The organism is Rugamonas rivuli, assembly GCF_009380165.1.
Classification (GTDB): Bacteria; Pseudomonadota; Gammaproteobacteria; order Burkholderiales; family Burkholderiaceae_D; genus Rugamonas; species Rugamonas rivuli.
The window spans coordinates 354,269-375,790 of sequence record NZ_WHUF01000003.1; the positions used below are offsets into that span (position 1 = coordinate 354,269).

A 21,522-nucleotide genomic window follows, 5' to 3' on the forward strand; every position below is an offset into this window, starting at 1 on the left:
ATAAATCTCTCAGACGATGTTTCTAGGAAAAAGACGCAGCAGGATTATTTGCGCTGCATCAAAAAGACGAATTCACGGCCGGTCTGGACATGCGACAACAGGGCGTTGCCCGTCTGTTTGGCGAAAGCCTGGAAATCGCGCACGGAACCCGGGTCGGTTGCCATGATGCGCAGGACTTCCCCACTTTGCAACTCGGACAAGGCTTTCTTGGCCTTGAGGATCGGCAGCGGACAGTTCAAACCGCGCGCGTCGAGTTCTTTGTGGAATTCCATGATTTCGTTTTCAAGTATCGTGTCGCTCATCAAGAACCCGCATGTTTTGTTAGGACTGTCGTCATACTACTCCAAAACGGACCGCATGACGCGCTGCACCAAAATAGTTCATAGTGCGTTGCAAGTTTGCAACGGGAACTGGCAAGTATACAACAGCTCGCTCCAGACAACAACGGCCTGCGCAAGATACGCAGGCCGCATAGTTACTGCATTACAAGGCTTTTTGGCAACTTAGGCGCGCTCGCCCACCCATGCCGGAACCGCCGCCAGAGCTGCTGGCAGACCGCTAGGATCGGTACCGCCGGCTTGCGCCATATCGGGGCGTCCGCCGCCTTTTCCGCCCACTTGTTGTGCAACGAAGTTCACCAGCTCGCCTGCCTTGACCTTGGACGTAGCGTCCGCCGTCACGCCCGCGATCAGGCTGACTTTGCCGTCGGCCACGCTCGCCAGCACGATGGCGGCGGTCTTCAGTTTGTCCTTCAGCTTGTCCATGGTTTCGCGCAGGCGGGCCACGTCGGCGCCGTCCAGCACAGCGGCCAGCACCTTGATGCCGTTGACGTCCACCGCTTGCGTGACCAGCTCATCGCCCTGGCCCGAAGCCAGTTTCGATTTCAGCGCGGCCAGTTCCTTCTCCAGCGCCTTGACGTGGTCCTGCACCTGGCCGATACGCGCGGTCAGTTCTTCCGGGGTCGCCTTCAACGCTGCCGAGGCTTCCAGCAGACGGCGGTTCATAGCCTGCACCAGTGCCACTGCACCTTCGCCGGTAACGGCTTCCACGCGGCGGATACCGGCCGCAACGCCGCCTTCCGAGATGATCTTGAACAGGCCGATGTCGCCAGTGCGGTGCACGTGCACGCCGCCGCACAGTTCTTTCGAGCTGCCGATGTCCATCACGCGCACTTCATCGCCGTACTTCTCGCCGAACAGCGCCATCGCGCCATGCTTGACGGCGTCGTCGAACGACATGTGGTGCTGCTGGACTGCGGTGTTGGCCAGCACTTCGCGGTTGACGATGGCTTCCACCTGGGCGATCTGCTCGGCGGTCATCGGTGCGTTGTGGCTGAAGTCGAAACGGGCCTTGTCGGGATCGACCAGCGAACCTTTCTGTGCCACATGCGAACCCAGCACTTCGCGCAGTGCTTTGTGCATCAGGTGGGTGGCCGAGTGGTTGCGGATGGTGCGCGCGCGCTTGGCTTCGTCCACGTTGGCGCTGACAGCGTCGCCCACTTTCAGCGAGCCGGATTCCAGCACGCCGTGGTGGCCGAACACATCGGCTTGAATCTTCAGCGTATCGCTGACGGCGAACTGCGCAGCGCCGGTGGCGATCACGCCCTGGTCGCCGACCTGGCCGCCCGATTCAGCGTAGAACGGCGTGGTGTCCAGCACCACGATGCCGGCCTGGCCAGCCTTCAGTTCCTGCACCGGCGTGCCGGCGGCGTACAGCGCCACGATCTTGCTGTTGTGGGTCAGGTTGTCGTAGCCGACGAATTTGTTTTTCTCGCCGGTGTACTCGACCTTGGCATCCTTGGTCGACTTGCCGCCTTTGCGCGACAGCTCCTGGCTTTCCTTCAGCGCAGCGTCGTAGCCAGCCTGGTCGAACTCGATATCGCGTTCGCGGCAGATGTCGGCCGTCAGGTCCGGCGGGAAGCCGTAGGTTTCGTACAGCGTGAAGGCGGTGGCGCCGTCGATGCCCTTGCCGTCCTTGGCCAGCTGGGCTTCCAGCACTTTCATGCCGGTTTCCAGCGTCTCGCCGAAACGCTCTTCCTCGGCCTTCAGCATCTGGGCCACGCGGTCCTTGGCTTCTTCCAGCTCAGGATAGGCAGCGCCCATCTCGATCGCCAGGTCGGCCACCAGCTTGTAGAAGAACGGCTTGGTCTGGCCCAGCTTGTGGCCGTGACGCAGCGCGCGGCGGATGATGCGGCGCAGGACGTAGGCACGGCCTTCGCTGCCAGGGATCACGCCGTCGACGATCATGAACGCGGAAGCGCGGATGTGGTCGGCGATCACGCGCAGCGATTTGTTTTCCAGGTCGGTGGCGCCGGTTTCGCGCGCGGCGGCCTTGATCAGGGCCTGGAACAGGTCGATCTCGTAGTTCGAATGCACGTGTTGCAGCACGGCGGCCAGGCGCTCCATGCCCATGCCGGTGTCGACGCACGGCTTCGGCAGCTTGTGCATCACGCCCGCTTCGTCGCGGTTGAACTGCATGAACACCAGGTTCCAGATTTCGATGAAGCGGTCGCCGTCTTCGTCAGGCGAGCCTGGAGGGCCGCCTGGAATGTCGGCGCCGTGGTCGTAGAAGATCTCGGTGCACGGGCCGCATGGGCCGGTGTCGGCCATCTGCCAGAAGTTGTCCGACGCGTAGCGCGCGCCCTTGTTGTCGCCGATGCGGATGATGCGCTCTTTCGGCACGCCCACTTCGTTGGCCCAGATATCGTAGGCCTCGTCGTCTTCCATGTAGACGGTCACGGTCAGCTTGTCGACCGGCAGGGCGTAGACCTTGGTCAGCAGTTCCCATGCGTAGTTGATGGCATCGCGCTTGAAGTAGTCGCCGAAGCTGAAGTTACCCAGCATTTCGAAGAAGGTGTGGTGACGCGCGGTGTAGCCGACGTTTTCCAGATCGTTGTGCTTGCCGCCGGCGCGCACGCAGCGCTGCACGGAGGTGGCGCGGGTGTACGGACGGCTGTCGGTACCGGTGAACACGTCTTTGAACTGCACCATGCCGCTGTTGGTCAGCAGCAGGGTCGGGTCGTTGCCAGGCACCAGTGAGCTGGAACGGACAATCGAATGACCCTTGGATTCAAAAAACTTGAGGAATTTGTCGCGGATTTCAGATGATTTCATGTCGTAAGCAGTGGTAGCTGGCAAATGCAAAGGGTTGATTATATATGACCGTGAGAGCCATAGGGTCTTAGGCGAAACTCGGGCCGATCAAATCGATACGGTCGGTACAGAAGCCGTCCACACCCCATGACAGGATCGCCCTGCCCCGCTCGGGATCGTTGACCGTATAGCAAAACAGCCCGTAACCGGCCGCCTTGATCTGCGCCGCCAGCTCGGGCGTCAGGTGTTTCTGGTTGGTGTGGATGGCCACCGCGCCCAGTTCCCGGGCCTGCGCCTGCCAGTTGTCGGGGATGCGGTCCAGCAGGTAGCCTCGCGGCAGGTCGGGCGCGGCGTCGCGGGCGGCTGCCAGCGCCTCGAAGCTGAACGAGGACAGCAGCGGCAAGGCGGCCGGGTCGCCGGCGGCGATTTCATCGGCAAAGTACTCGCGTGTCACTTTTGCAACCCAACTGCCGGTCTCGCGCTCGAAGCCGTCGGCCGGCTTGATCTCCACATTCATCCAGATGCGCTGCTGCTTGCAATAATCGATAAACTGGGTGAAGAATGGCACAGGCTCATCGCGGAACTGCGGCCCCAGCCAGCTGCCGGCATCCATGCCCGACAACTCGATGGCGTCGGTCGTGGCCACGCTGCCCTGCCCCGCCACCGTGCGGCCGAAGTCGGGATCGTGCATCACCATGCCGATGCCGTCACGCGACAGCATCACGTCGAACTCGACCGCGCGGAAGCCGTAGGCCAGCCCGGCGCGCAGGCCGGCGATGGTGTTTTCCGGCGCCAGCGTACCGCCGCCGCGATGTGCAACGATTCTTGGGTAAGGCCACATGGTGGATGCCTCGAAAGATGGAAACGATGTCAACATTATCACGAATGCGGCAAGCGTCAAATAGGCTGCGCCGGCAGGCCGGCATGCTGATGCTCGCGCTGACGGCCTGCGCAGCCGCGCCGCAGGCCGCCGAACTGACCCAGCAACTGGTGGAAGCCCGCGCCGCCAGGCTGTACGCCGCGCGCCTGAACGACCATGTGCTCGACGCCGACGCCCGCTTCACCACCCGCGTCACCACCATCGCCGCCACCCTGATCGCCCGCGCCAAGCGCGACTATCCGGAAACCGCCGGCTGGGACTGGGAAGTCCACACCACCAACGATCCCGACCAGAACGCCGACTGCATGGCCGGCGGCAAAATCCTGGTCAGCCAGGCCTACGTGCAGCGGCTGGAGCTGGCCGACGCCGAACTGGCCATGCTGCTGGCGCATGAAATCGAACACGCCGCCCTGAACCACAACCTGAAGGAATACCAGCAGGCGCTGCGGCTGGAGCCGCGCTGGGCCGAGCGCCCCTTCCTCGAACTGGAACACGCGGTCGACCACGCCGACGCCCTGATCGACCAGCTGGCCGCGACCAACTACGAGCAGGAAGTCGAAGCCGACCGCGAAGGCATGCAACTGGCCTGGCGCGCCGGCTGGCCGCCGGAGCAACTGGCCGGCTATTTCAGGAAGATGTTCCGGGAGAGCGCCTCCCCGCGCCGCAGCAAGCCCGACTACCCCTCGCCGCTGACGCGCTGGCAGGCCGCGCGCGCCTTGGCCGCCGCCTTGCAAAAAAATCAGGTGCAAGCGCCGGACTGAGCCACTACACTAGCGGCCTGATTGGATTACTCAAAAGGTTACACACATCATGACAGCTCCAAAAGCGCTAGGCCATATCCGCGTCCTCGACCTGAGCCGGGTGTTGGCGGGACCGTGGTGCTCGCAGAATCTGGCCGACCTCGGCGCCGACGTCATCAAGATCGAACGTCCCGGCAGCGGCGACGACACCCGCGCCTGGGGCCCGCCGTACGCCAAGGACGCCGAAGGCCACGACACCACCGAAGCGGCCTACTACCTGGCCGCCAACCGCGGCAAGCGCTCCGTCACGATCGACATCGCCAGCGCCGACGGCCAGGCGCTGATCCGCGAGCTGGCCAGCCATTGCGACGTGGTGCTGGAAAACTTCAAGGTCGGCCAGCTCAAGCGCTACGGCCTCGACTATGAATCGCTGAAGGCCATCAAGCCCGACCTGGTCTACTGCTCCGTGACCGGCTTCGGCCAGGACGGCCCGTACGCGCACCGCGCCGGCTACGACTTCCTGATCCAGGGCATGGGCGGCCTGATGTCCGTCACCGGCGAGCGCGACGACCTGCCCGGCGGCGGCCCGCAGAAAGCCGGCGTGGCGCTGACCGACCTGATGACCGGCATGTACGCCACCATCGCCATCCTCGCCGCGCTGACCCACCGCGACCGCAGCGGCGAAGGCCAGTACATCGACATGGCGCTGCTGGACGTGCAGGTGGCGATGCTGGCCAACATGGGCAGCAACTACCTCAACAGCGGCAAGCCGCCCAAGCGCTGGGGCAATGCGCATCCGAACATCGTCCCCTACCAGACCTTCCAGTGCGCCGACGGTTACATCATCGTCGCCACCGGCAACGACGGCCAGTATCAGAAGTTCGTCGAAGTGGGCGGCCGCAGCGACCTCGCCGCGCACGAACGCTACGCCACCAACCCGCTGCGCGTGAAGCACCGCGACGAGCTGGTGCCGCTGCTGGCCGAGATGGTGTTGGCGCAGCCGCGCGATTTCTGGATCGACCAATTGGAAGCGGTCGGCGTACCCTGCGGCCCGATCAACAACCTCGACGACGTCTACAAAAATCCGCAAGTGCTGGCGCGTGAGCTGGTGATGAACGTGCCGCATCCAACCGCAGGCACCACCAGGCTGGTGCGCAGCCCGATGAAGATGTCGCTGACGCCGACCGACAACGCCGTCGCGCCGCCGCTGCTGGGCCAGCACACCGACGAAATCCTGCGCGACATGCTGGGCCAGAGCGACGAAGACATCGCCGCCCTGCGCGCACAGGGAGTGCTGTGATGATGGAAAAACTGATAGCGGAATTAAAGCGGCTGTACCTGCTTGAAGACCAGGAGTGCTTCCCTGCGGGCGAGCTCACGGCGGACATGCTGGCGCAACACCTGAGCGGCGACAAGACCACCGCCCTCAACCTGGTTTCCGACAACGGCCTGGTGCGGACGATGATCGTCGACTTCAACCGCATGGGCGACGCGCCGGCCTTGCAGCACTGGGACCGCCTGTGCGGCGTGGCCAATGCGCTGCAAGACCAACTGGGTTTGCCTGCGCCGGCGGTCAGCATCAACGGCGGCAACGGCTACGGGCTGTGGCTGTCGCTGGAGACGCCGGTGCCGCTGAACCAGGCGCAGCATTTCCTGCACCTGCTGCGCAAGACCTACTTCCCCGACATCCCGAACGAAGAGATCGGCCTGCGTCCCGACACGCTGACCAGCACCACGGCCGAACTGCCGCCCTGCCTGCACATGGGCAGCGGCACCTGGGCGGCGTTCATCAATCCCGGCATGGGCGCGTCGTTCGCGGACGACACCGGCTTGGAGATGATGCCGCCCTATGCGGCGCAGGCCGCGTTCCTGGAGGGACTGCAAGGCATCAGCGACAAGCAGTTCACGCAAGCCATCACCATCATGCACCCACCGCACGGCAAGGAACGCACGCACAAGACGCCAACGCCAGCACCGCATTCGGCGCCAGCCGGCCTGCTGCTGAAGGACGCGACGCTGGAAGACATCATCCAGCACCTGCACGAGAAAAACATCGAGCCAACCTTCAGGCACGTGATTCCAAAAGACTCATTCTCTTGAACGTTTCCGTTCAGGCCGCCACGAAGGCGGCCTGCCTCCTTGTGGTTACGAACTGATGCGCATGTCCCGCTTGAGCTCCATGACCTGCCCGTGCATGTAATTGACCGCGCTGCGCATGTGGGCCGACAATCGCGGCACGTTGATGCACACCTGCCGGGCTCGCTCGGATAGCCGCTCCATTTCACGCACCAGTTTTTGGATGCGCAACTGGTCCTGGGACAGCAATACTTCCCTGGCCGTATCGGACTGCCGGTCCAGGCGCTGAATACTGTCGCGCAGTTCGCCCGGGATGTAGGGCTCGGCCGAACAGGCTTGCGCCGCCTGCCCTATCGCTTGCTCCAACAAATGAAAACGATGCTGGATGTCGTTCGTTTGCAGCATGATGAACTCCTCCTCTGTTTGCTCAGGCACAGGCGTGCCCGTGCAGATTCGACAGTGGAGGCCGCCGCCAGTTTCGACGCAACGGACGCCGATCGCGGCAGCACTGACGCAGATCAGCGCGCCCTCAAATTTAGCCGCCGCAAACCGGCAGCGCCAACGCCTGCAGCACCTCGCCCTTGTCCGTCTGCACAAAGGCCGCGATGCCCAGCTTGCCCGCCACCGCACCCGCCGGCAGCGCCAAAGTCAGGCTGACCACCGCGCCACCCGACGACAACGACACCGGCGCCAGCCACTCCCGCACGACGAAATCATGCCGCAGCAAACGGCCGCGATTCTCGCCCGCCCTCACCTGGCTGGCCACGCCGTTCTCGACCAGCGCAACAAACAACTTCCCCTCGCGCCCGGACCTGGCCGTGACGGCAACCGGCAAACCACCAGCATCGGCCGCGCCCAACGTGATGGCGATGTCCGCCTGCGCCGCCAAACCATTGATGCGCTTGACCGTATCCACCACACCGCGCGGCCAACCGCGCTGCTCCTTGCCGCCGACAAAAATCTCCGGCGTGTAGATCGTGCGCGAACCGGCCAGATCGCTCAGCCAGCGCTGGCGCTCGGTAAAGGTCTTGCTGGAAAACGGATCTTTCCAGCCGATGTAATTCCAGTAGTCGACATGCTCCGACAACAGCACCGCCTGCTGCGCCGTCACGCCCTCGCCGCGCAAGCCGCTGACGTACTGGTCCGCAGGCGGACAGCTGCTGCACCCCTCGGACGTGTACAACTCCAGCAAAGCGATGCGATAAGCGGGACTCTGCGCGCTGCAACCGGCGGCCAGCGCCGGGGGAATATTCAGCGCGGCCGCAGCGGCCAGGCTCAGGATTAAATGCTTCACGACGTCTCCAGGTCTCGATATGATCCAACTTGGTCGCGCCGCCGGCCATAGCCTTACAGCCTTTGTAAGAGGATGTTAAAAGATGGACAAATATCTATTTTGCAAGCTATCCTCCCGGCATGATCAAACCACGAAGAAGCTACTTGCCGGGACTGCTCGTCACCGGACTGCTGCACATAGCGATCATCTATGCATTCATGCAGCGCCAGCACATGGCCGACACGCCACGCGCGCACCGGGAAGAGATCCAATGGCTGCTACCTATCGCCCGTCCCGCCATTGAGCCGCCGCGCCAACCGCAAAGCAAACCGCAGAACAAGCCCGCACCGCAGCCCATCGCCACACAGCCACGGCAAGCCATCACGCCACCAAAAGCCTCCGATACCCCGGCCGCTCAGCCGGATCCGCAGCCGCCGGCAGCCGCCTTGCCCGACGATCCGTTCGCCCAAGCGCCTGCCTCGCAACGCCCGCAGAGCGCCAGCGACATCCTGAACCAGGCCAAACTGGACGTGGGAAAAATCGACAAGGAACTGCGCGCAAGCTATCGGCAACGCGCGCCGGAGCCGCCGCCGGACAGCAAGCAAGCCCGCCTGGAGCGCGGCATCAGCGCCGCGCACGACGCCGTGCCGCCGAAGTGGTACGAGGGCGCCAGGATCGTCGAACTGACCAGACCAGACGGCGAGGACAAAACACGCGTCTACAAAATCATCACCGCCCTCGGCCCCTACTGCATCCATGTCCACCCGGACGGCCGCAAGAGCTACACCTTCTGCCCCAAATGATCAGCGCTCGGCCTGCACCAGCGGCGCCAGCCGGCGCAGGCGCAGCGCCACCAGCATGGCCAGCGTCAGCGTAAAGCCCAGCACCAGCACCACGCCCGGCCAACCGCCGCGCCCCCACATCACGCCCGTCGCCGAACCGACCACGCTGGACCCGAGATAGTAGAAGAACAGATACAAGGCCGACGCCAGCGCCTTGTTGCTGGTGGCCCGCCGCCCCACCCAGCTGCTGGCGATCGAATGCGAAGCAAAGAAGCCGTACGTGAACAGCGCCACGCCAACGACGATCAACGGCAGCCAGTTCGACAAGGTCAGCAGCAAACCAGCGAACATGATGGTCATCACCGCCCACAGCACATGGCGGCGTCCGTACCGATCCGCCAGCCGCCCCGCCCACACCGAACCATAAATCCCCAGCAGATACATGAACGACACGGCCCCCACCAGGCTCTGGCTGAAGTGAAACGGCGCAGCCAGCAAACGGTAAGCGATGTAGTTGTACAGGCTGATAAAACTCCCCATCAGCAGGAAGGACAGCACGAACAACCAGGGCAATCCCGCATCGGAGAAATGCAGCCGTAAGCCGCTCGGCAGCGTGCGCCAGCCACTACTCACCGGCACGAAATGCCGTGACGCCGGCAAGGACCGCCAGAATTCCCAGGCCGCCAGCAGGCCCGCCACACCAACCGCCGCCAGCGCCAGCCGCCACGAGAAATGGTCGCTCAGCACCGACGAGATCACGCGCCCCGCCATGCCGCCGAACGCGCTGCCGCTGATGTACAGCCCCATCGACACACCAAGCGAAGTCGGCTCCATCTCCTCGCCCAGATAAGCCATGGCGATCGCCGGCATGCCACCCAGCGCCACGCCCAGCGTCGCGCGCATCGCCAACAGCTGCGCATAGCTCTGCGCAAACGCGCACAAGATCGTCAGCAGCGCCGCAACCACCATCGCCGCCACCATCAACGGCTTGCGGCCCAGGCGCTCCGACACCGCGCTCGACGCCACCAGCGACACCGCCAGCGCCCCGGTCGATACCGACAGCACCATGCTGCTCTGCGCCGCGCTCAGCGCGAACTCATGCGACAGCACCGGCATCAGCGGCTGCACGCTGTACAACAGGGCGAAGGCCGAAAAGCCGCCGAAGAACAGCGCGCGGCTGCTGCGCTTGAATTCGGGACTGCCGACGGTGATGTGGGATATTGCGGCGGCGCTCAACGACATGATGGTGATCTCTTCAGAGGTACGATGTCTTCATCTTAGGATTGCACCGAACCACTGTCCAATATATATTTAAGCCGTTACTCATACTTTAAAAAGATAACAAAGATGGAATTACGCCACCTGCGCTACTTCGTCGCCGTCGCCGAGGAACTCAGCTTCACGCGCGCGGCCGAGCGTCTGCACATCGGCCAGCCGCCGCTGAGCCACCAGATCCAGATGCTGGAAGCGGAAGTGGGCGCGCTGCTGCTGGAGCGCAGCAAACGCTGGGTGCGGCTGACGGAAGCGGGCAAGCTGTTCCTGGACGACGCCCGCCGCGTGCTGTCGCTGTCCGAGCAGGCGGTGCAGACCGCGCGCCGTGCCGAGCGCGGCGAAGCCGGCGAACTGCGCGTGGGCTTCACCTTCTCCACCCCGCTGACGCCGCTGTTCGCCACCATCGTCAACCGCTACCGCCAGCGCTATCCGGGCGTGACGCTGACACTGCTGGAGATGTCGACCGTGCCGCAGTTCGAAGCCATCGCCGGCCGCACGCTGGACCTGGGCCTGGTGCGCCCGCCCGAAGTGGCCGTGTCCGACACCGTCAGCATGACCGTGCTGCGCCACGATCCGCTGACGCTGGTGCTGCCGCTGGACCATCCGCTGGCCAAAAAGAAAAAGGTCGCCATCAGCGACCTTCAGGGACAAGCATTCGTCATGTATCCGAAGACGGCCGGCACCGGGATTTACTATCAGATTTTCCGCCTGTGCCGCGCCGCCGGCTTCCTGCCGACCATCGCCATGGAAGCGAACGAAGCATCGACCATCATCGGCCTGGTGGCGGCCGGCTGCGGCATCTCGGTGCTGCCCAGCTCCTTCGACATCATCCGCATGGGCGGCGTCTGCTACCGCCCGCTGGCGGACCCGGAGGCCAACACCACGCTGCTGCTGGCGCAGCGCAAGGACGAAGTCTCGCCGCTGGTGGCGGCCTTCGTCGCGATTGCAACGGAGGCCGCCGCAGCTTAGTTGTAGTCCGCGTCCAGCTCGGAGCCGGCGTAGTTCTCCAGCTCCGCGAACAGCGTCTTCATCGCCGTGCGGCCCTTGATATTCTGGATCACCGTGCAGCTGCTGCGGTAGCTGGCGATACGGTCCAGCAGCACCGGATGATGCTGCACCGGCACCTTGGCCACCAGCGCCGCCCAGCCTTCCTCGTAATCCGGCTTGGCCTTGCGCACCGACTTCACGAAGCGCTCGAACTCCTTCTGCCCGGTGCGCGCAACCACGCGCCCACCACCTTCGATGGCGAAGATGATGGACAGCGCAATCACACCCTCGGCGTTCAGGTCGGTATCGCTGACCGGGCCTTCGCTGTTGTGGCGGCGCAGCCAGCCGGCCAGGCGCACCACGGCCTGCACTTCCTTGCGCTGCTTGAGCATGACCTCGTATCGCTCCAGGCCGTTCCAGTTTTCATTCGGATCGGTCTGGCACAAATCGATGAACAGGTCGCGCAGGCGGCGGGCCGAGTACACCGGATCGGTATCGTACTCGCCGACCAGCGCATCCTCCGGCAAGGCCGACAGCTCCTTGATCAGACGGAAGCCGATCTGGAACGCGTGCTCTGCGCCGTGCTCGACCAGGAAGTCCAGCGCCGCCAGATCACCCTCGTGCATCAGCGCGTGGTCCAGGCCCAGCGACACGCCGCCCACCGTCAGCTGCAGTGCTTTCTGGATGCCGTCGGCGGTGCGGTCGTTGGTGAACTTCTCGGCCACCATGGCGGTGATGCCGGTCAGTTCATCGGCCAGCGCGTAGGCTGCGTCATCGTCCGGATGGGCCGCCAGTTGCTGGATGGCGCGGGTCAGGCGCGGTAAATTTTCTACGACGATTGCTGGCAGCATGTATCAGACACCCATCACGAAAAAATGCCGGTGCCCAGGCTGCGGCGCGAACCAGGCTTGGCGGCGCTGCGCGTGGACGGCACCTGCTTGCGCAAGCGGTACAGCAATTCCTTGGTGGAGCGCTGCAGGAAGGTCGGCTCGTCGTCCGGGTCGTCGCTGAATTCGGCGTCGGCCAGGTCGGCGCTGTGGCGGAACTCCGGGAACAGCTCGAACAGCGCGCGGTCCCAGCCGTCTTCCGAGGCCTGCGCCAGCGCGATCGCCAGCGGAACCACGTCGTTGTCGGACGAAGTCTGGCCGGTCAGGTAAGGGCCTTTCGAGATGATCTCGCCGGCCACTTCCAGGATTTCCTTCGGCGCCATCGAGAACAGAATCGCGAATGCGGTCGAACCGTGGTCAGTCGCCGATGCGGCCGCCAGCAGCTCATGGCGGCGCTCTTCATCGTCGGTGGAAAACACCACGCCATGAATGTGCGCGAACAGCGATTCAGCGATGCGCTCCGGGTCGTCCTCGATCAGGTCGTCCGGCCAGGTCGCGGCGAAGAAGGCCAGGCTGTCGGCCCAGGCCTTCGGTGGCACCAGCAGGGTCGCCAGCGACATCTTGCCGCCGTCGAAGCCGGCCATGTGCAGCGCCGTCACCTGCGGCGGAATGTTGTTGAGCACTTCCACCACCGCCAGGTCGCCGAACTGGTCGGCCGCTTCGGCAAAGGCTTGCTCGGCGTGGCTCAGCGAACCGGCCAGCACCAGCTCGGTCACTTGCTTGCTCAGCGCCGGCAGATTACTTTTTTCGGTCATGGTTACTCTCCATCCTGATCGAACATTTGGGCGAAGTCGTCGGTTGCCTGGTCTTCGTCCTCGACATCGTCGCCGTCGTCGTTGGCCGACAGCTGGTCCAGCGACTGGTCGTCGTCGTCCCACTTGCGCGGATTCTTGTACAGGAAAGCGGTGATGATGGCCTGGCGCGCCAGGTCGGGCAGGTTCTCTTCCAGCGCCGCGTACATGCGCGCCGCTTCCTCGCCCTTGCACGACGCCATCGCGAACACGCGCGCGGCGTCGCCGAACTCGTAGTCTTCCGCCTCGGCCAGCAAGCCTTTCGGATTGTTGAACTCCAGGTGGTCGACCAGCGCGAAGGCCAGCATGTTGACGTCCTCGATGCCGCCGCCGCTGGCGTACTCGGACACCAGCGCGTCGATCATGCGCTGGTAGTTCTTGCGGTCGGGCGGATCGCCCAGGATGCCCTCGATCTGGCCTTCCAGCTCACGCGATTGGTAGGCGAACTCAGGGTGTACTTTTCTAGACATTGCAAACTTTCGTTATTTTTCTGTTGTGTGGCCGGCTCAGGCCGGTGGCAGCACGGTGCCATGCAGGTTGAACACCGAACGCCACAACTGGTACGCTTCCGCCTCCGGATCGATGATGATGCGGTGGTTCACGCTCTGGTTGTATTCCTCGCGCTTGACCGGGTCGGACAGGATTTCATAAGCCTTGGTGATGGCCTTGAAGCGTGCTTCCGCGCCGGGCGCCTGATTGCGGTCCGGGTGGAAACGCATCGCCAGCGAGCGGTAGACCTTCTTGATCTCGTCGTCGGTGGCGTTAGGCGCGATACCCAGTGTGTTGTAGTAATTTTCCATTTTGGAAACTCCGGGCCGTGATGCCGAACAATTAAAGACGAATTATACCCGTGTGGCAGCCCCCTAATCCGCCCCAGGCCGCCGCAACGCAGCATTTCCACCGCTGCCATAGGGGGGATACGGTAAAATGCCCTTTACTCGAACTTTTGCAAAGCCAACTTTTCAGATGAGCAACGACAAAAACAGCCCAGCGCCCGTCCTGACCTCCAACTTCCTGCGCGCCATCGTCGAATCCGACCTGGCCTCCGGCACCCACGTCCGCGAGGGCATGCCGAGCGTGATCACCCGCTTCCCGCCCGAGCCGAACGGCTACCTGCACGTAGGCCACGCCAAATCGATCTGCCTGAACTTTGGCCTGGCGCGCGACTACCAGGGCCGCTGCAACCTGCGCTTCGACGACACCAACCCGGCCAAGGAAGAACAGGAATACGTCGACACCATCATCGACAGCGTCAAATGGCTGGGCTTTGACTACGACTATCCAAAAGCGGACGGCGGCGTCGAGCACCATCTGCACTACGCATCGGACTACTTCGACCAGCTGTACGCGATGGCCGAGTACCTGATCGAAAAAGGCTATGCCTACGTCGACAGCCAGTCGGCCGACGAGATGGCGGCCAACCGCGGCAATTTCAACACCCCGGGCAAGAACTCGCCGTTCCGCGACCGTCCGGCCGCCGAATCGCTGCAGATCTTCCGCGACATGAAGGCCGGCAAATACGCCGACGGCGAGCACATCCTGCGCGCCAAGACCAGCGCCGACGCGATGTCGTCGCCGAACATGAACCTGCGCGACCCGGCCATCTACCGCATCCGCCACGCCCACCACGTGCGCACCGGCGACGCCTGGTGCATCTACCCGATGTACGACTACACGCACCCGATCTCGGACGCGCTGGAAAACATCACCCACTCGATCTGCACGCTGGAATTCCAGGACCACCGCCCGTTCTACGACTGGCTGCTGGAAACCCTGTCGGCCGGCGGCTTCTTCAAGCTGCCGGTGCCGCGCCAGTACGAGTTCTCGCGCCTGAACCTGACCTACGTCGTCACCTCCAAGCGCAAGCTGCGCCAGCTGGTCGAAGAAAACATCGTCGACGGCTGGGACGACCCGCGCATGCCGACCATCGTCGGCCTGCGCCGCCGTGGCTACACGCCGGAAGCGATCCGCCTGTTCTGCGAGCGCATCGGCGTCACCAAGGCCGACGGCTGGATCGACATGAGCACGCTGGAAGGCTGCATCCGCGAAGACCTGGATCCGAAAGCGCCACGCGCCACCGCCGTGCTGCGCCCGCTGAAACTGATCATCGACAACTACCCAGAAGGCCTGACCGAAGAGTGCACCTCGCCGGTCCACCCGCACCACCCGGAAATGGGCGTGCGCACCTTCCCGATCACGCGCGAGCTGTGGATCGAGGAAGAGGACTTCATGGAAGTGCCGAGCAAGGGCTACTTCCGCTACTACCCGCCGATCGACGACAAGCCGGGCAGCCGCGTGCGCCTGCGCCACGGCTACGTGACCGAATGCACCGGCTACGACAAGGACGAGAACGGCAAAGTCATCGCCGTCCACGTCAACTACTTCCCGGATTCGAAATCGGGCACGCCGGGTTCGGACAACTACAAGGTCAAGGGCAATATCCACTGGGTCTCCGCCGCCACCGCGCTGGAAGCCGAAGTGCGCCTGTACGACCGCCTGTTCACCGACGCCAACCCCGACGCCGGCGGCAAGGACTTCATCTCGCTGCTGAACCCGAACGCCAAGGAAGTCGTCACCGCCTACCTGGAGCCGGGCATGAGCGCGGCCCTGCCGGACCAGCGCTTCCAGTTCGAACGCCACGGCTACTTCGTCGCCGACCGCGTCGATTCCACGCCAGGCAAGCCGGTGTTCAACCGCATCGTCACGCTGAAAGACAGCTGGGTCGCCAAGTAAGCGCAAGCAGCAACAATGCCCAAGGCCGGCGCCTTCCCCCCACGGGAGGCGCCGGCCTTTTTCATTAGCAATTCCACCACAACGTCCAGGACAAATATCAAATTTGCAAATTTACTTGACTAGCATTGCCAAAGTTTCCTATATTCAGCCTACGTCCCCGCTACCAGGAGGTGCTTCAGGCAATTCATATGGCAACGTTCCTCGCGCAAAAACAATTGTTCTCGCCGACTAAACCCGTCTGGTGGGCAGGCGTCCTGTTATCGCTGGGGGTGGGAGCGCTGTTTTATGTGACCGTCTTCAAGACCATCGAATACGACGCCGCGGGACGCTTCAACCAGCAGGCCCGCAACGCCCAGTACAACATCAGCTCGCGCATCAACGCCTACACCGACGTGCTGCGCGGCACCGCCAGCTTCTTCGACGCCAGCGACCGTGTCGACCGCGCCAGCTTCCACCGCTACGTCGGCGGGCTGGACCTGGAGCGCCATTTCCCCGCGCTCGACAACATCAACTTCACGCAGCACGTCACCGACGCCAAACGCGACGCCTTCGAGCGCGAAGCGGCCCACAGCGGCGACGGCAAGCCGGACGGCTATCCGGACTTCGCCATCAAGCCGCCCGGCCGCCGCGCCGAGTACTCGGTGCTGACCATGATCGAACCGGTCGCGCCGTTCCGCCACCGGCTCGGGGTCGACATCAACGCCCGCGACCAGGCGGCGCGCGCGATCGCCAAGGCGCGCGACACCGGCCAGCTGATCACCTCCGGCATGCCGATCGAAAACACCCGCAACGCCCAGGGCTGGGCGCTGGCGATGCGCCTGCCGCTGTACCGCAAGGACTTGCCGCTGACCGATGTGGCGCAGCGCCGCGCGGCCTACATCGGCTCGGTCGGCATAGGCTTCAGCGTGCCGCGCCTGGTGCAGGCGGCGATGGAACAGATGCAGGTGCGCGATGTGCACCTGATGCTGTACGACGATGGCAAGAACGCCGACGGCAGCGTCTCGCCGCAAACCCTGCTGTACGACAACCGCGGCAGCACCCAGCACACGGCGCGCATGTCCGACCAGTTCGCCATCGTGCTGCCGGTGGACTTCAACGGCCGCCAGTGGTCGGCGCATTTCAGCGCGCCCAAATCGGTCTGGTACAGCCGCTTCGACGCCTTCCTGCCGTGGCTGGCCATGGCTTGCGGCTTCGTCGGCGCCATGCTGTTCTACCTGCTGTTCCACACGCTGTCGTCGTCGCGCCTGCGCGCCATCAAGATGGCCAAGGCCATGACCAAGGAATTGCGCGACAGCCAGGCCAAGCTGCAGCAGTCGCACCACAAGCTGCGCCAGCTGGCCGCCCACGCCGACCAGATCAAGGAACAGGAACGCAAGCGCATCGCCCGCGAAATCCACGACGACCTGGGCCAGAACCTGCTGGTGCTGCGCATCGAGGCCGACCTGCTGGCCAGCCGCACGCGCCACCGCCATCCGCGCCTGCACGCGCGCGCCCGCAGCACGCTGATCCAGATCGACAGCACTATCAAGAGCGTGCGCCACATCATCAACGACCTGCGCCCGACGGTGCTGGACCTGGGCTTGAACGCGGCGGTGGAATGGCAGATCGCGCAATTCCGCCAGCGTTCCGGCATGGTCTGCGAACTGATCGAGCACCAGAGCGACATCCGCATCGACGACCGCTGCGCCACCGCCTTCTTCCGCGTGCTGCAGGAATCGCTGAGCAACATCGCCCAGCATGCGCGCGCCAGCCTGGTGCGGGTCGAGCTGAAGCAGGCCGGCGGCATGCTCACCATGACCATCAGCGACAACGGCGTCGGCCTGCGCGAGAGCAGCCGCAACAAGGTGGGTTCCTTCGGCCTGGTCGGCATCGAGGAGCGGGTCAGCCTGCTCGGCGGCCATTGCGCCATCACCGGCGGCCACAACGCGGGCACCACGGTATCGATCTCGGTGCCGGTCGACTACCTGCCGCCGCACGCGCCCGACGATTTCAACGCCGGCGCCCCGCTGCCGGCCGGCGCCACCGCCTGACGCTCAGTATTTACCTCCGATGTTAGGACGTTCCTGACAAACATTGAGAAAAATCAACAAGCCTGCTTTCTTGCCGGACAAAAATTACATTTGTTCCACTTTTTTCAACCCGCATCATCACAGCAAAGGAAATGCCATGAACGTCATCAATGCACTGGACCTGGAACCTATCAAAGTCAAGCTGATGCACAAGGAGTCCGGCGAGGGCTGGTCGCTGGAACGCGCCAACGCCATCGAAACCGAGTACCGCCGTTTCCTGTTCCTGATGAAGCAGTTCCCGAATGAGCAGACCGCGCCGCTGGTCGATGTGGACACTTTCTGGCACTACCACATCCTGGACACGATGAAATACGCCGTCGACTGCGACGCCGTGTTCGGCTATTTCCTGCACCACTTCCCTTACATCGGCCTGCGCGGCGAGGACGACCTGGAGGCGCACGAGCGCCTGGGCCATCGCATGCAGGAATTGTATGAAGAGACTTTCGGCGAATCCTATCTGCGCGGCGCCGCGCACCAGGACGTGGCCTACTCGGCCGCGCCAGGCCAGAGCGCCACCGCGTATTCGGCAGCACCCGGCGCCGCCAGGACCGCCTACTCGGCCGCACCCGGCGTGACCGCCTATTCGGCCGCCCCTGGCAAGATGGCGCAAACCGCCTACTCGGCCGCCCCTGGCCAGATGGCCAAGACCGCGTATTCGGCCGCTCCGGGCCAGATGGCCAAGACCGCCTACTCGGCAGCCCCGGGCCACGCCGCCAAGACCGCCTATTCGGCAGCGCCAGGCGTGACCGCCTACTCGGCGGCCCCCGGCCAGGTGGCGGAAGGCCTGCAAACCGCGGCCGACGCCGGCGCAGCCGTCGAGAAAGCACGGCTGGCCAGCTTCTACAGCGACCGTCCGCGCCTGGCGCCGTCCGCCTGAGCGCTGGCGTTTGTGCCACAAACGGCGACACGAACAGGCAGGCTGCTCAAATAAGTGGCATACTCTGGGGATATTTATCGATGACGGGAGTGCATCATGGCTGTCAATACCGTAGCTTCCAGTACCGCCACAGTACAAGCGACACCGCCACGCCAGCCTGAGCCGGTGAAGGCAGTGGACAAACCCGCCGAACGCGTCGCGCCGCAGGCTCCGCCGACGCCGCCGCAAGCGGCGTCGGCACCGACCGTCAACACCAGCGGCCAGCGCATCGGCACCACCATCAGCACGTCGGCCTGATTCCTGGCCTTCCGGGCCGCATAAGACAACGGCGCGTGACCGAGAGGTCCGCGCCGTTTTCTTTGCGACTAGGCCGTCATCAGGCAGCCATCAATTCGCGCAGTTCGCGAATGCTGAAATCGCTGATCTCGTGCATGCGGATCAGGATGGTCGCGCCGATAGGCAGCGTGTTGTGACGGATCTTGCTGATGACCGGTGGCGCTACTTCCAGTGCGCGGGACAGGGCGGCATCATTTTTCAGTTGCAACTTCTCAATGATGGCGTCCAGCACGCGGTTTGGGTTGTAGGTCGGCGATGCGGTGATTTCTTTGATAGACATAATGTTTTTAAGTAGGTTTCTGGCCGTCTTAGACAAAAAACGACACATGGGTAAAAAAAATTTTTAGCTCTATTACCAATGAAGCACTACAAAACACAGTCATTTATGCCGGTTTTTAGTGCTTAGCCGAGATAATACACGTTTACGTTAACGAACGGCTAACTCATCAGACATTTCTGTGAGATTTAGAGAGATTTTACCCCTATTTCTTATGCTAGGAAGATATTTGTTGTAAGAAAAGGTATAAATCTTTGTAAATTCAGTTGGAACGGCTAAGGCCGGCGGCACGAAAACACCATTCAACGGCCATCAAGGCGGCCAGTTGGGCGATAGTGCCTGGGAGGAGCAAGGAGGATGCGGCGGGAAAACCTGTGCCGTCTGGATACTGGTGCCAGCCTAGCTGGCGGCGGATCTCGTCGGGAGTTGGCGGAGGGCGGTGATCGCACTCACGCTGATGCATGTAGGCACGAACCTGTTCCTTGCTAGGATGGGAAGTGGCTGTCATGCGCATGGCTCCTTCGTAAGATAGCTAACAATATCGTATCATGTGGTGACTTGATTGATATAGATCAGCTAAACCGCGTTGCCATTTTGGCACAAACACCACAAAAGTGGCTTGCATTAGTGCAATTTCCACCCCGTCTTTACTTGTTTTTACATTTCCCATGACCTACGAAGAATTCCTCGACGAAGTAACCACGCTGCTCCACGAAATCTACGACCTGGACGACGCCGCCGCCATCAAGCTGGTGGTCGACGCCCAGGACGCCGAATATTTCGTCAAGCACGACGACCAGCCTGAGCTGCGCAACCCGGAACAGGCCCGCGCCGACGCCGTCGCCCTGTACGAAGCCAAGCAGAACAAGGTCCAGACCCAGAAGAAGCAGCAGCAACGCGTACAGCAGAAGAAACGCCCGCCACGCGCCTGATCAGCGCCTCGCCAGCATCTGCGCCACGGTGGCGTAACGCAGCCGCACGCCCAGCTCGCGCTTGATGCGGCCGTTGCCCAGCCGCCGCGATTCGGACATGAAGGACAGCAGAGCCGGCGTCACCACCTGTTGCAATTCCGCACGCGGCAAGCGCGGCGGCCTCGACAGCTGGAAGGCATCGGCCACCGCATCGAAATACGCCGCCATTTTCATATCGCTGTCGTCCACCGCGTGATACACCCGGTTGTGACCGCCCCGGAACAGGGCCTTGACGATGATGGCCGCCAAGTCGTCGGCGTGGATGTGGTTGGTGTAGACATCGTCGGCCTCGATCAGCGCCGGCGTGCCCGCCTGCAGGCGCTTGAGCGGCAGGCGGTCGCCGGCGTAGATGCCCGGCACCCGCAGGATGGACAACTGCGCGCCGGCCCGCCGCGCCCAGCCCCGCAACACCCGCTCCGCATCCACCCGCCGCAAGGCCCGCGCATTGCGCGGCGCCACCGGACGGCTCTCATCGAACAACGCCCCGCCGCAATCGCCATAGACCCCCGTGGTGCTGACATACACCATCCGTGCATGCCCGGGCAGCACAGCGGTCAGAAAGCGCGTACGGCTGTCCAGCACGCCCTCGGCGGGCGGCGGCGCCAGGTGCACCACATAGCTGGCCAGCCCGGCCAGGCGCCGCAGCGTGGCCGGCTGGTCCAGGTCGGCCACCAGCGGCACCGCGCCCAGCGCGCGCAGTTCGGCGCAGCGCGACGGTTGGCTGGTGACGGCGAAGATGCGGAACCGCTTGCGCAGCAAGGGCAGCAGCCGCATGCCGACGTCGCCGCAGCCGAGAATTAAAAGACGTGGTCGCTTCATTGCTTGCCCCCGGTACGTTCGATGGTGCCGCGATAAATGCCAACCACCTGTTCAAGAAAAGCGCCAACGACGGCGCGCTCCGGCGTCGCCAGCGAGGACACCAGCGCCTGCAGGCTGGCCAGCATCGGCGTCAGCTCGCGCATGGTCAGCGCCACCGACTCGGCAGCCGGCACCACCATCACCTTGCGGCGGTCGGTTTCATGCCGTACCCGGCCGACGTGGCCGGCCTTCTCCAGGCGGTCGACGATCTGCGTCGCCGCCGCCGTGGTCACTTGCAGGCGCGCCGCCAGATCGCCCGGCGTCAGCGCGCCGCTGCCCACCAGCTGCTCCATGGCGGCAAGATCGGTCGCATTGACTTTCAAGGTCTCCGCCAGCCGCTTTTCGATTTCCCGCGTCAGGATCGAGATGTTTTGCAGGTTCTGGCAAATCGGGTCGTCGGCCACGTCGGCCACTTGCCCCACAGCTTGCTGCGTCATGATGGTTTTTCCCTCTACCGCTAAGTCATTTAGTAAGCAATTTTCTTGACCACATACTAACTTAGCGATGCCGCGTGCGTCAAAAAACCGCCAGCGCTTGACTGAAGGGAACTATCACGCCATAATCGCTAACTTACTTAGATATAAATTTGCTTTACTAAATACCTGCTTAGGAAAATCTTGC

General features: G+C 63.4%; 23 protein-coding genes. 10 read left to right on the top strand and 13 right to left on the bottom strand.

Annotation, left to right across the window (positions count from 1 at the left end; genetic code table 11):
* Positions 1–44: 44 nt before the first annotated feature.
* From GEV01_RS12005 to ugpQ, 3 genes are all read right to left on the bottom strand, one after another.
* Positions 45–302 (bottom strand): sulfurtransferase TusA family protein, encoded by a 258-nt coding sequence (locus tag GEV01_RS12005; RefSeq protein ID WP_008445984.1) that lies wholly within the window; start codon positions 300–302, stop codon positions 45–47.
* Positions 303–503: 201 nt separating this feature from the next.
* Positions 504–3,113, bottom strand: a complete 2,610-nt coding sequence (gene alaS / locus GEV01_RS12010) for an alanine--tRNA ligase (protein ID WP_152804559.1) — start codon at positions 3,111–3,113, stop codon at positions 504–506.
* 67 nt (positions 3,114–3,180) lie between these two features.
* Positions 3,181–3,933 (bottom strand): glycerophosphodiester phosphodiesterase, encoded by a 753-nt coding sequence (gene ugpQ / locus GEV01_RS12015; protein ID WP_152804561.1) that lies wholly within the window; start codon positions 3,931–3,933, stop codon positions 3,181–3,183.
* A gap of 83 nt (positions 3,934–4,016) precedes the next feature.
* Here ugpQ and GEV01_RS12020 point away from each other — a divergent pair, with 83 nt between their 5' ends.
* Genes GEV01_RS12020 through GEV01_RS12030 form a run of 3 tightly spaced genes read left to right on the top strand, consistent with a single transcriptional unit; the run spans position 4,017 to position 6,812 of the window.
* The gene (locus tag GEV01_RS12020; protein ID WP_175023038.1) at positions 4,017–4,733 is read left to right on the top strand and encodes a M48 family metallopeptidase; all 717 of its coding nucleotides are present in this window, start codon (positions 4,017–4,019) and stop codon (positions 4,731–4,733) included.
* 49 nt (positions 4,734–4,782) lie between these two features.
* A complete protein-coding gene (locus GEV01_RS12025; RefSeq protein ID WP_152804566.1) occupies positions 4,783–6,012 on the top strand; it encodes a CaiB/BaiF CoA transferase family protein in 1,230 nt (409 codons plus the stop codon).
* A gap of 2 nt (positions 6,013–6,014) precedes the next feature.
* Positions 6,015–6,812, top strand: coding sequence for a hypothetical protein (locus GEV01_RS12030; protein WP_175023040.1), 798 nt, complete (start codon positions 6,015–6,017; stop codon positions 6,810–6,812).
* Between the two features lie 45 nt (positions 6,813–6,857).
* Here the strand turns inward: GEV01_RS12030 and GEV01_RS12035 are convergent, their stop codons facing one another.
* Both GEV01_RS12035 and GEV01_RS12040 read right to left on the bottom strand, forming a co-directional pair.
* Positions 6,858–7,193: a hypothetical protein gene (locus tag GEV01_RS12035; protein ID WP_152804569.1), complete on the bottom strand. Its 336-nt coding sequence runs from the start codon at positions 7,191–7,193 to the stop codon at positions 6,858–6,860.
* Positions 7,194–7,323: 130 nt separating this feature from the next.
* Complete coding sequence (locus tag GEV01_RS12040; protein WP_152804571.1) at positions 7,324–8,082, bottom strand: DUF1223 domain-containing protein; 759 nt, start codon at positions 8,080–8,082, stop codon at positions 7,324–7,326.
* Between the two features lie 143 nt (positions 8,083–8,225).
* Here GEV01_RS12040 and GEV01_RS12045 point away from each other — a divergent pair, with 143 nt between their 5' ends.
* Positions 8,226–8,864, top strand: coding sequence for a hypothetical protein (locus tag GEV01_RS12045; protein WP_152804573.1), 639 nt, complete (start codon positions 8,226–8,228; stop codon positions 8,862–8,864).
* On the opposite strand, the gene GEV01_RS12050 is transcribed toward GEV01_RS12045, so the two are convergent.
* Positions 8,865–10,085: an MFS transporter gene (locus GEV01_RS12050; RefSeq protein ID WP_152804575.1), complete on the bottom strand. Its 1,221-nt coding sequence runs from the start codon at positions 10,083–10,085 to the stop codon at positions 8,865–8,867.
* A 105-nt stretch (positions 10,086–10,190) separates the two neighbouring features.
* On the opposite strand from GEV01_RS12050, the gene GEV01_RS12055 reads away from it, so the two are divergent.
* Positions 10,191–11,084: a LysR family transcriptional regulator gene (locus GEV01_RS12055; RefSeq protein ID WP_152804577.1), complete on the top strand. Its 894-nt coding sequence runs from the start codon at positions 10,191–10,193 to the stop codon at positions 11,082–11,084.
* Here the strand turns inward: GEV01_RS12055 and GEV01_RS12060 are convergent.
* From GEV01_RS12060 to GEV01_RS12075, 4 genes are read right to left on the bottom strand one after another with little or no spacing between them, the layout of a single operon-like run.
* Positions 11,081–11,953: a hypothetical protein gene (locus GEV01_RS12060; RefSeq protein ID WP_070267569.1), complete on the bottom strand. Its 873-nt coding sequence runs from the start codon at positions 11,951–11,953 to the stop codon at positions 11,081–11,083. The two genes, GEV01_RS12055 and GEV01_RS12060, sit on opposite strands and share 4 nt — an antisense overlap.
* A 14-nt stretch (positions 11,954–11,967) precedes the next feature.
* Positions 11,968–12,744 carry a hypothetical protein gene (locus tag GEV01_RS12065; protein ID WP_008445963.1) on the bottom strand — a complete coding sequence of 259 codons (777 nt, stop codon included), beginning with the start codon at positions 12,742–12,744 and terminating at the stop codon, positions 11,968–11,970.
* 2 nt (positions 12,745–12,746) lie between these two features.
* Entirely contained in the window at positions 12,747–13,250 is a 504-nt protein-coding gene (locus GEV01_RS12070; RefSeq protein WP_152804579.1) for a hypothetical protein, read from the bottom strand.
* 36 nt (positions 13,251–13,286) lie between these two features.
* Entirely contained in the window at positions 13,287–13,580 is a 294-nt protein-coding gene (locus tag GEV01_RS12075; RefSeq protein WP_117015446.1) for a DnaJ domain-containing protein, read from the bottom strand.
* 166 nt (positions 13,581–13,746) lie between these two features.
* Between GEV01_RS12075 and GEV01_RS12080 the strand changes: the two genes are divergently transcribed.
* The 4 genes from GEV01_RS12080 to GEV01_RS12095 all read left to right on the top strand — a co-directional run bounded on the left by GEV01_RS12080 (position 13,747) and on the right by GEV01_RS12095 (position 18,756).
* Positions 13,747–15,513 (top strand): glutamine--tRNA ligase/YqeY domain fusion protein, encoded by a 1,767-nt coding sequence (locus GEV01_RS12080; protein WP_152804581.1) that lies wholly within the window; start codon positions 13,747–13,749, stop codon positions 15,511–15,513.
* Positions 15,514–15,701: 188 nt separating this feature from the next.
* Complete coding sequence (locus tag GEV01_RS12085; RefSeq protein ID WP_152804583.1) at positions 15,702–17,543, top strand: CHASE domain-containing protein; 1,842 nt, start codon at positions 15,702–15,704, stop codon at positions 17,541–17,543.
* Positions 17,544–17,679: 136 nt separating this feature from the next.
* Positions 17,680–18,459: a hypothetical protein gene (locus GEV01_RS12090; RefSeq protein WP_152804586.1), complete on the top strand. Its 780-nt coding sequence runs from the start codon at positions 17,680–17,682 to the stop codon at positions 18,457–18,459.
* Between the two features lie 96 nt (positions 18,460–18,555).
* Positions 18,556–18,756, top strand: coding sequence for a hypothetical protein (locus GEV01_RS12095; RefSeq protein ID WP_152804588.1), 201 nt, complete (start codon positions 18,556–18,558; stop codon positions 18,754–18,756).
* A gap of 79 nt (positions 18,757–18,835) precedes the next feature.
* On the opposite strand, the gene GEV01_RS12100 is transcribed toward GEV01_RS12095, so the two are convergent.
* On the bottom strand, positions 18,836–19,075 hold the full coding sequence (locus GEV01_RS12100; protein ID WP_008445950.1) for a hypothetical protein: 240 nt from the start codon (positions 19,073–19,075) through the stop codon (positions 18,836–18,838).
* Between the two features lie 665 nt (positions 19,076–19,740).
* Between GEV01_RS12100 and GEV01_RS12110 the strand changes: the two genes are divergently transcribed.
* On the top strand, positions 19,741–20,004 hold the full coding sequence (locus GEV01_RS12110) for a hypothetical protein (protein WP_070267557.1): 264 nt from the start codon (positions 19,741–19,743) through the stop codon (positions 20,002–20,004).
* Here the strand turns inward: GEV01_RS12110 and GEV01_RS12115 are convergent, their stop codons facing one another.
* Both GEV01_RS12115 and GEV01_RS12120 read right to left on the bottom strand, forming a co-directional pair.
* Positions 20,005–20,862, bottom strand: coding sequence for an NAD-dependent epimerase/dehydratase family protein (locus GEV01_RS12115; RefSeq protein ID WP_152804592.1), 858 nt, complete (start codon positions 20,860–20,862; stop codon positions 20,005–20,007).
* On the bottom strand, positions 20,859–21,338 hold the full coding sequence (locus tag GEV01_RS12120; protein WP_152804594.1) for a MarR family winged helix-turn-helix transcriptional regulator: 480 nt from the start codon (positions 21,336–21,338) through the stop codon (positions 20,859–20,861). Before GEV01_RS12120 ends, GEV01_RS12115 begins: the two co-directional genes overlap by 4 nt.
* Positions 21,339–21,522: the final 184 nt, after the last annotated feature.

Bases quoted from the DNA above. Each gene is read 5' to 3' on its own strand.
- GEV01_RS12005 (WP_008445984.1), bottom strand. From the start codon at position 302: ATGAGCGACACGATACTTGAAAACGAAATCATGGAATTCCACAAAGAA.
- alaS (WP_152804559.1), bottom strand. From the start codon at position 3,113: ATGAAATCATCTGAAATCCGCGACAAATTCCTCAAGTTTTTTGAATCC.
- ugpQ (WP_152804561.1), bottom strand. From the start codon at position 3,933: ATGTGGCCTTACCCAAGAATCGTTGCACATCGCGGCGGCGGTACGCTG.
- GEV01_RS12020 (WP_175023038.1), top strand. From the start codon at position 4,017: ATGCTGATGCTCGCGCTGACGGCCTGCGCAGCCGCGCCGCAGGCCGCC.
- GEV01_RS12025 (WP_152804566.1), top strand. From the start codon at position 4,783: ATGACAGCTCCAAAAGCGCTAGGCCATATCCGCGTCCTCGACCTGAGC.
- GEV01_RS12030 (WP_175023040.1), top strand. From the start codon at position 6,015: ATGGAAAAACTGATAGCGGAATTAAAGCGGCTGTACCTGCTTGAAGAC.
- GEV01_RS12035 (WP_152804569.1), bottom strand. From the start codon at position 7,193: ATGCTGCAAACGAACGACATCCAGCATCGTTTTCATTTGTTGGAGCAA.
- GEV01_RS12050 (WP_152804575.1), bottom strand. From the start codon at position 10,085: ATGTCGTTGAGCGCCGCCGCAATATCCCACATCACCGTCGGCAGTCCC.
- GEV01_RS12055 (WP_152804577.1), top strand. From the start codon at position 10,191: ATGGAATTACGCCACCTGCGCTACTTCGTCGCCGTCGCCGAGGAACTC.
- GEV01_RS12060 (WP_070267569.1), bottom strand. From the start codon at position 11,953: ATGCTGCCAGCAATCGTCGTAGAAAATTTACCGCGCCTGACCCGCGCC.
- GEV01_RS12065 (WP_008445963.1), bottom strand. From the start codon at position 12,744: ATGACCGAAAAAAGTAATCTGCCGGCGCTGAGCAAGCAAGTGACCGAG.
- GEV01_RS12070 (WP_152804579.1), bottom strand. From the start codon at position 13,250: ATGTCTAGAAAAGTACACCCTGAGTTCGCCTACCAATCGCGTGAGCTG.
- GEV01_RS12075 (WP_117015446.1), bottom strand. From the start codon at position 13,580: ATGGAAAATTACTACAACACACTGGGTATCGCGCCTAACGCCACCGAC.
- GEV01_RS12080 (WP_152804581.1), top strand. From the start codon at position 13,747: ATGAGCAACGACAAAAACAGCCCAGCGCCCGTCCTGACCTCCAACTTC.
- GEV01_RS12085 (WP_152804583.1), top strand. From the start codon at position 15,702: ATGGCAACGTTCCTCGCGCAAAAACAATTGTTCTCGCCGACTAAACCC.
- GEV01_RS12090 (WP_152804586.1), top strand. From the start codon at position 17,680: ATGAACGTCATCAATGCACTGGACCTGGAACCTATCAAAGTCAAGCTG.
- GEV01_RS12095 (WP_152804588.1), top strand. From the start codon at position 18,556: ATGGCTGTCAATACCGTAGCTTCCAGTACCGCCACAGTACAAGCGACA.
- GEV01_RS12100 (WP_008445950.1), bottom strand. From the start codon at position 19,075: ATGTCTATCAAAGAAATCACCGCATCGCCGACCTACAACCCAAACCGC.
- GEV01_RS12110 (WP_070267557.1), top strand. From the start codon at position 19,741: ATGACCTACGAAGAATTCCTCGACGAAGTAACCACGCTGCTCCACGAA.
- GEV01_RS12115 (WP_152804592.1), bottom strand. From the start codon at position 20,862: ATGAAGCGACCACGTCTTTTAATTCTCGGCTGCGGCGACGTCGGCATG.
- GEV01_RS12120 (WP_152804594.1), bottom strand. From the start codon at position 21,338: ATGACGCAGCAAGCTGTGGGGCAAGTGGCCGACGTGGCCGACGACCCG.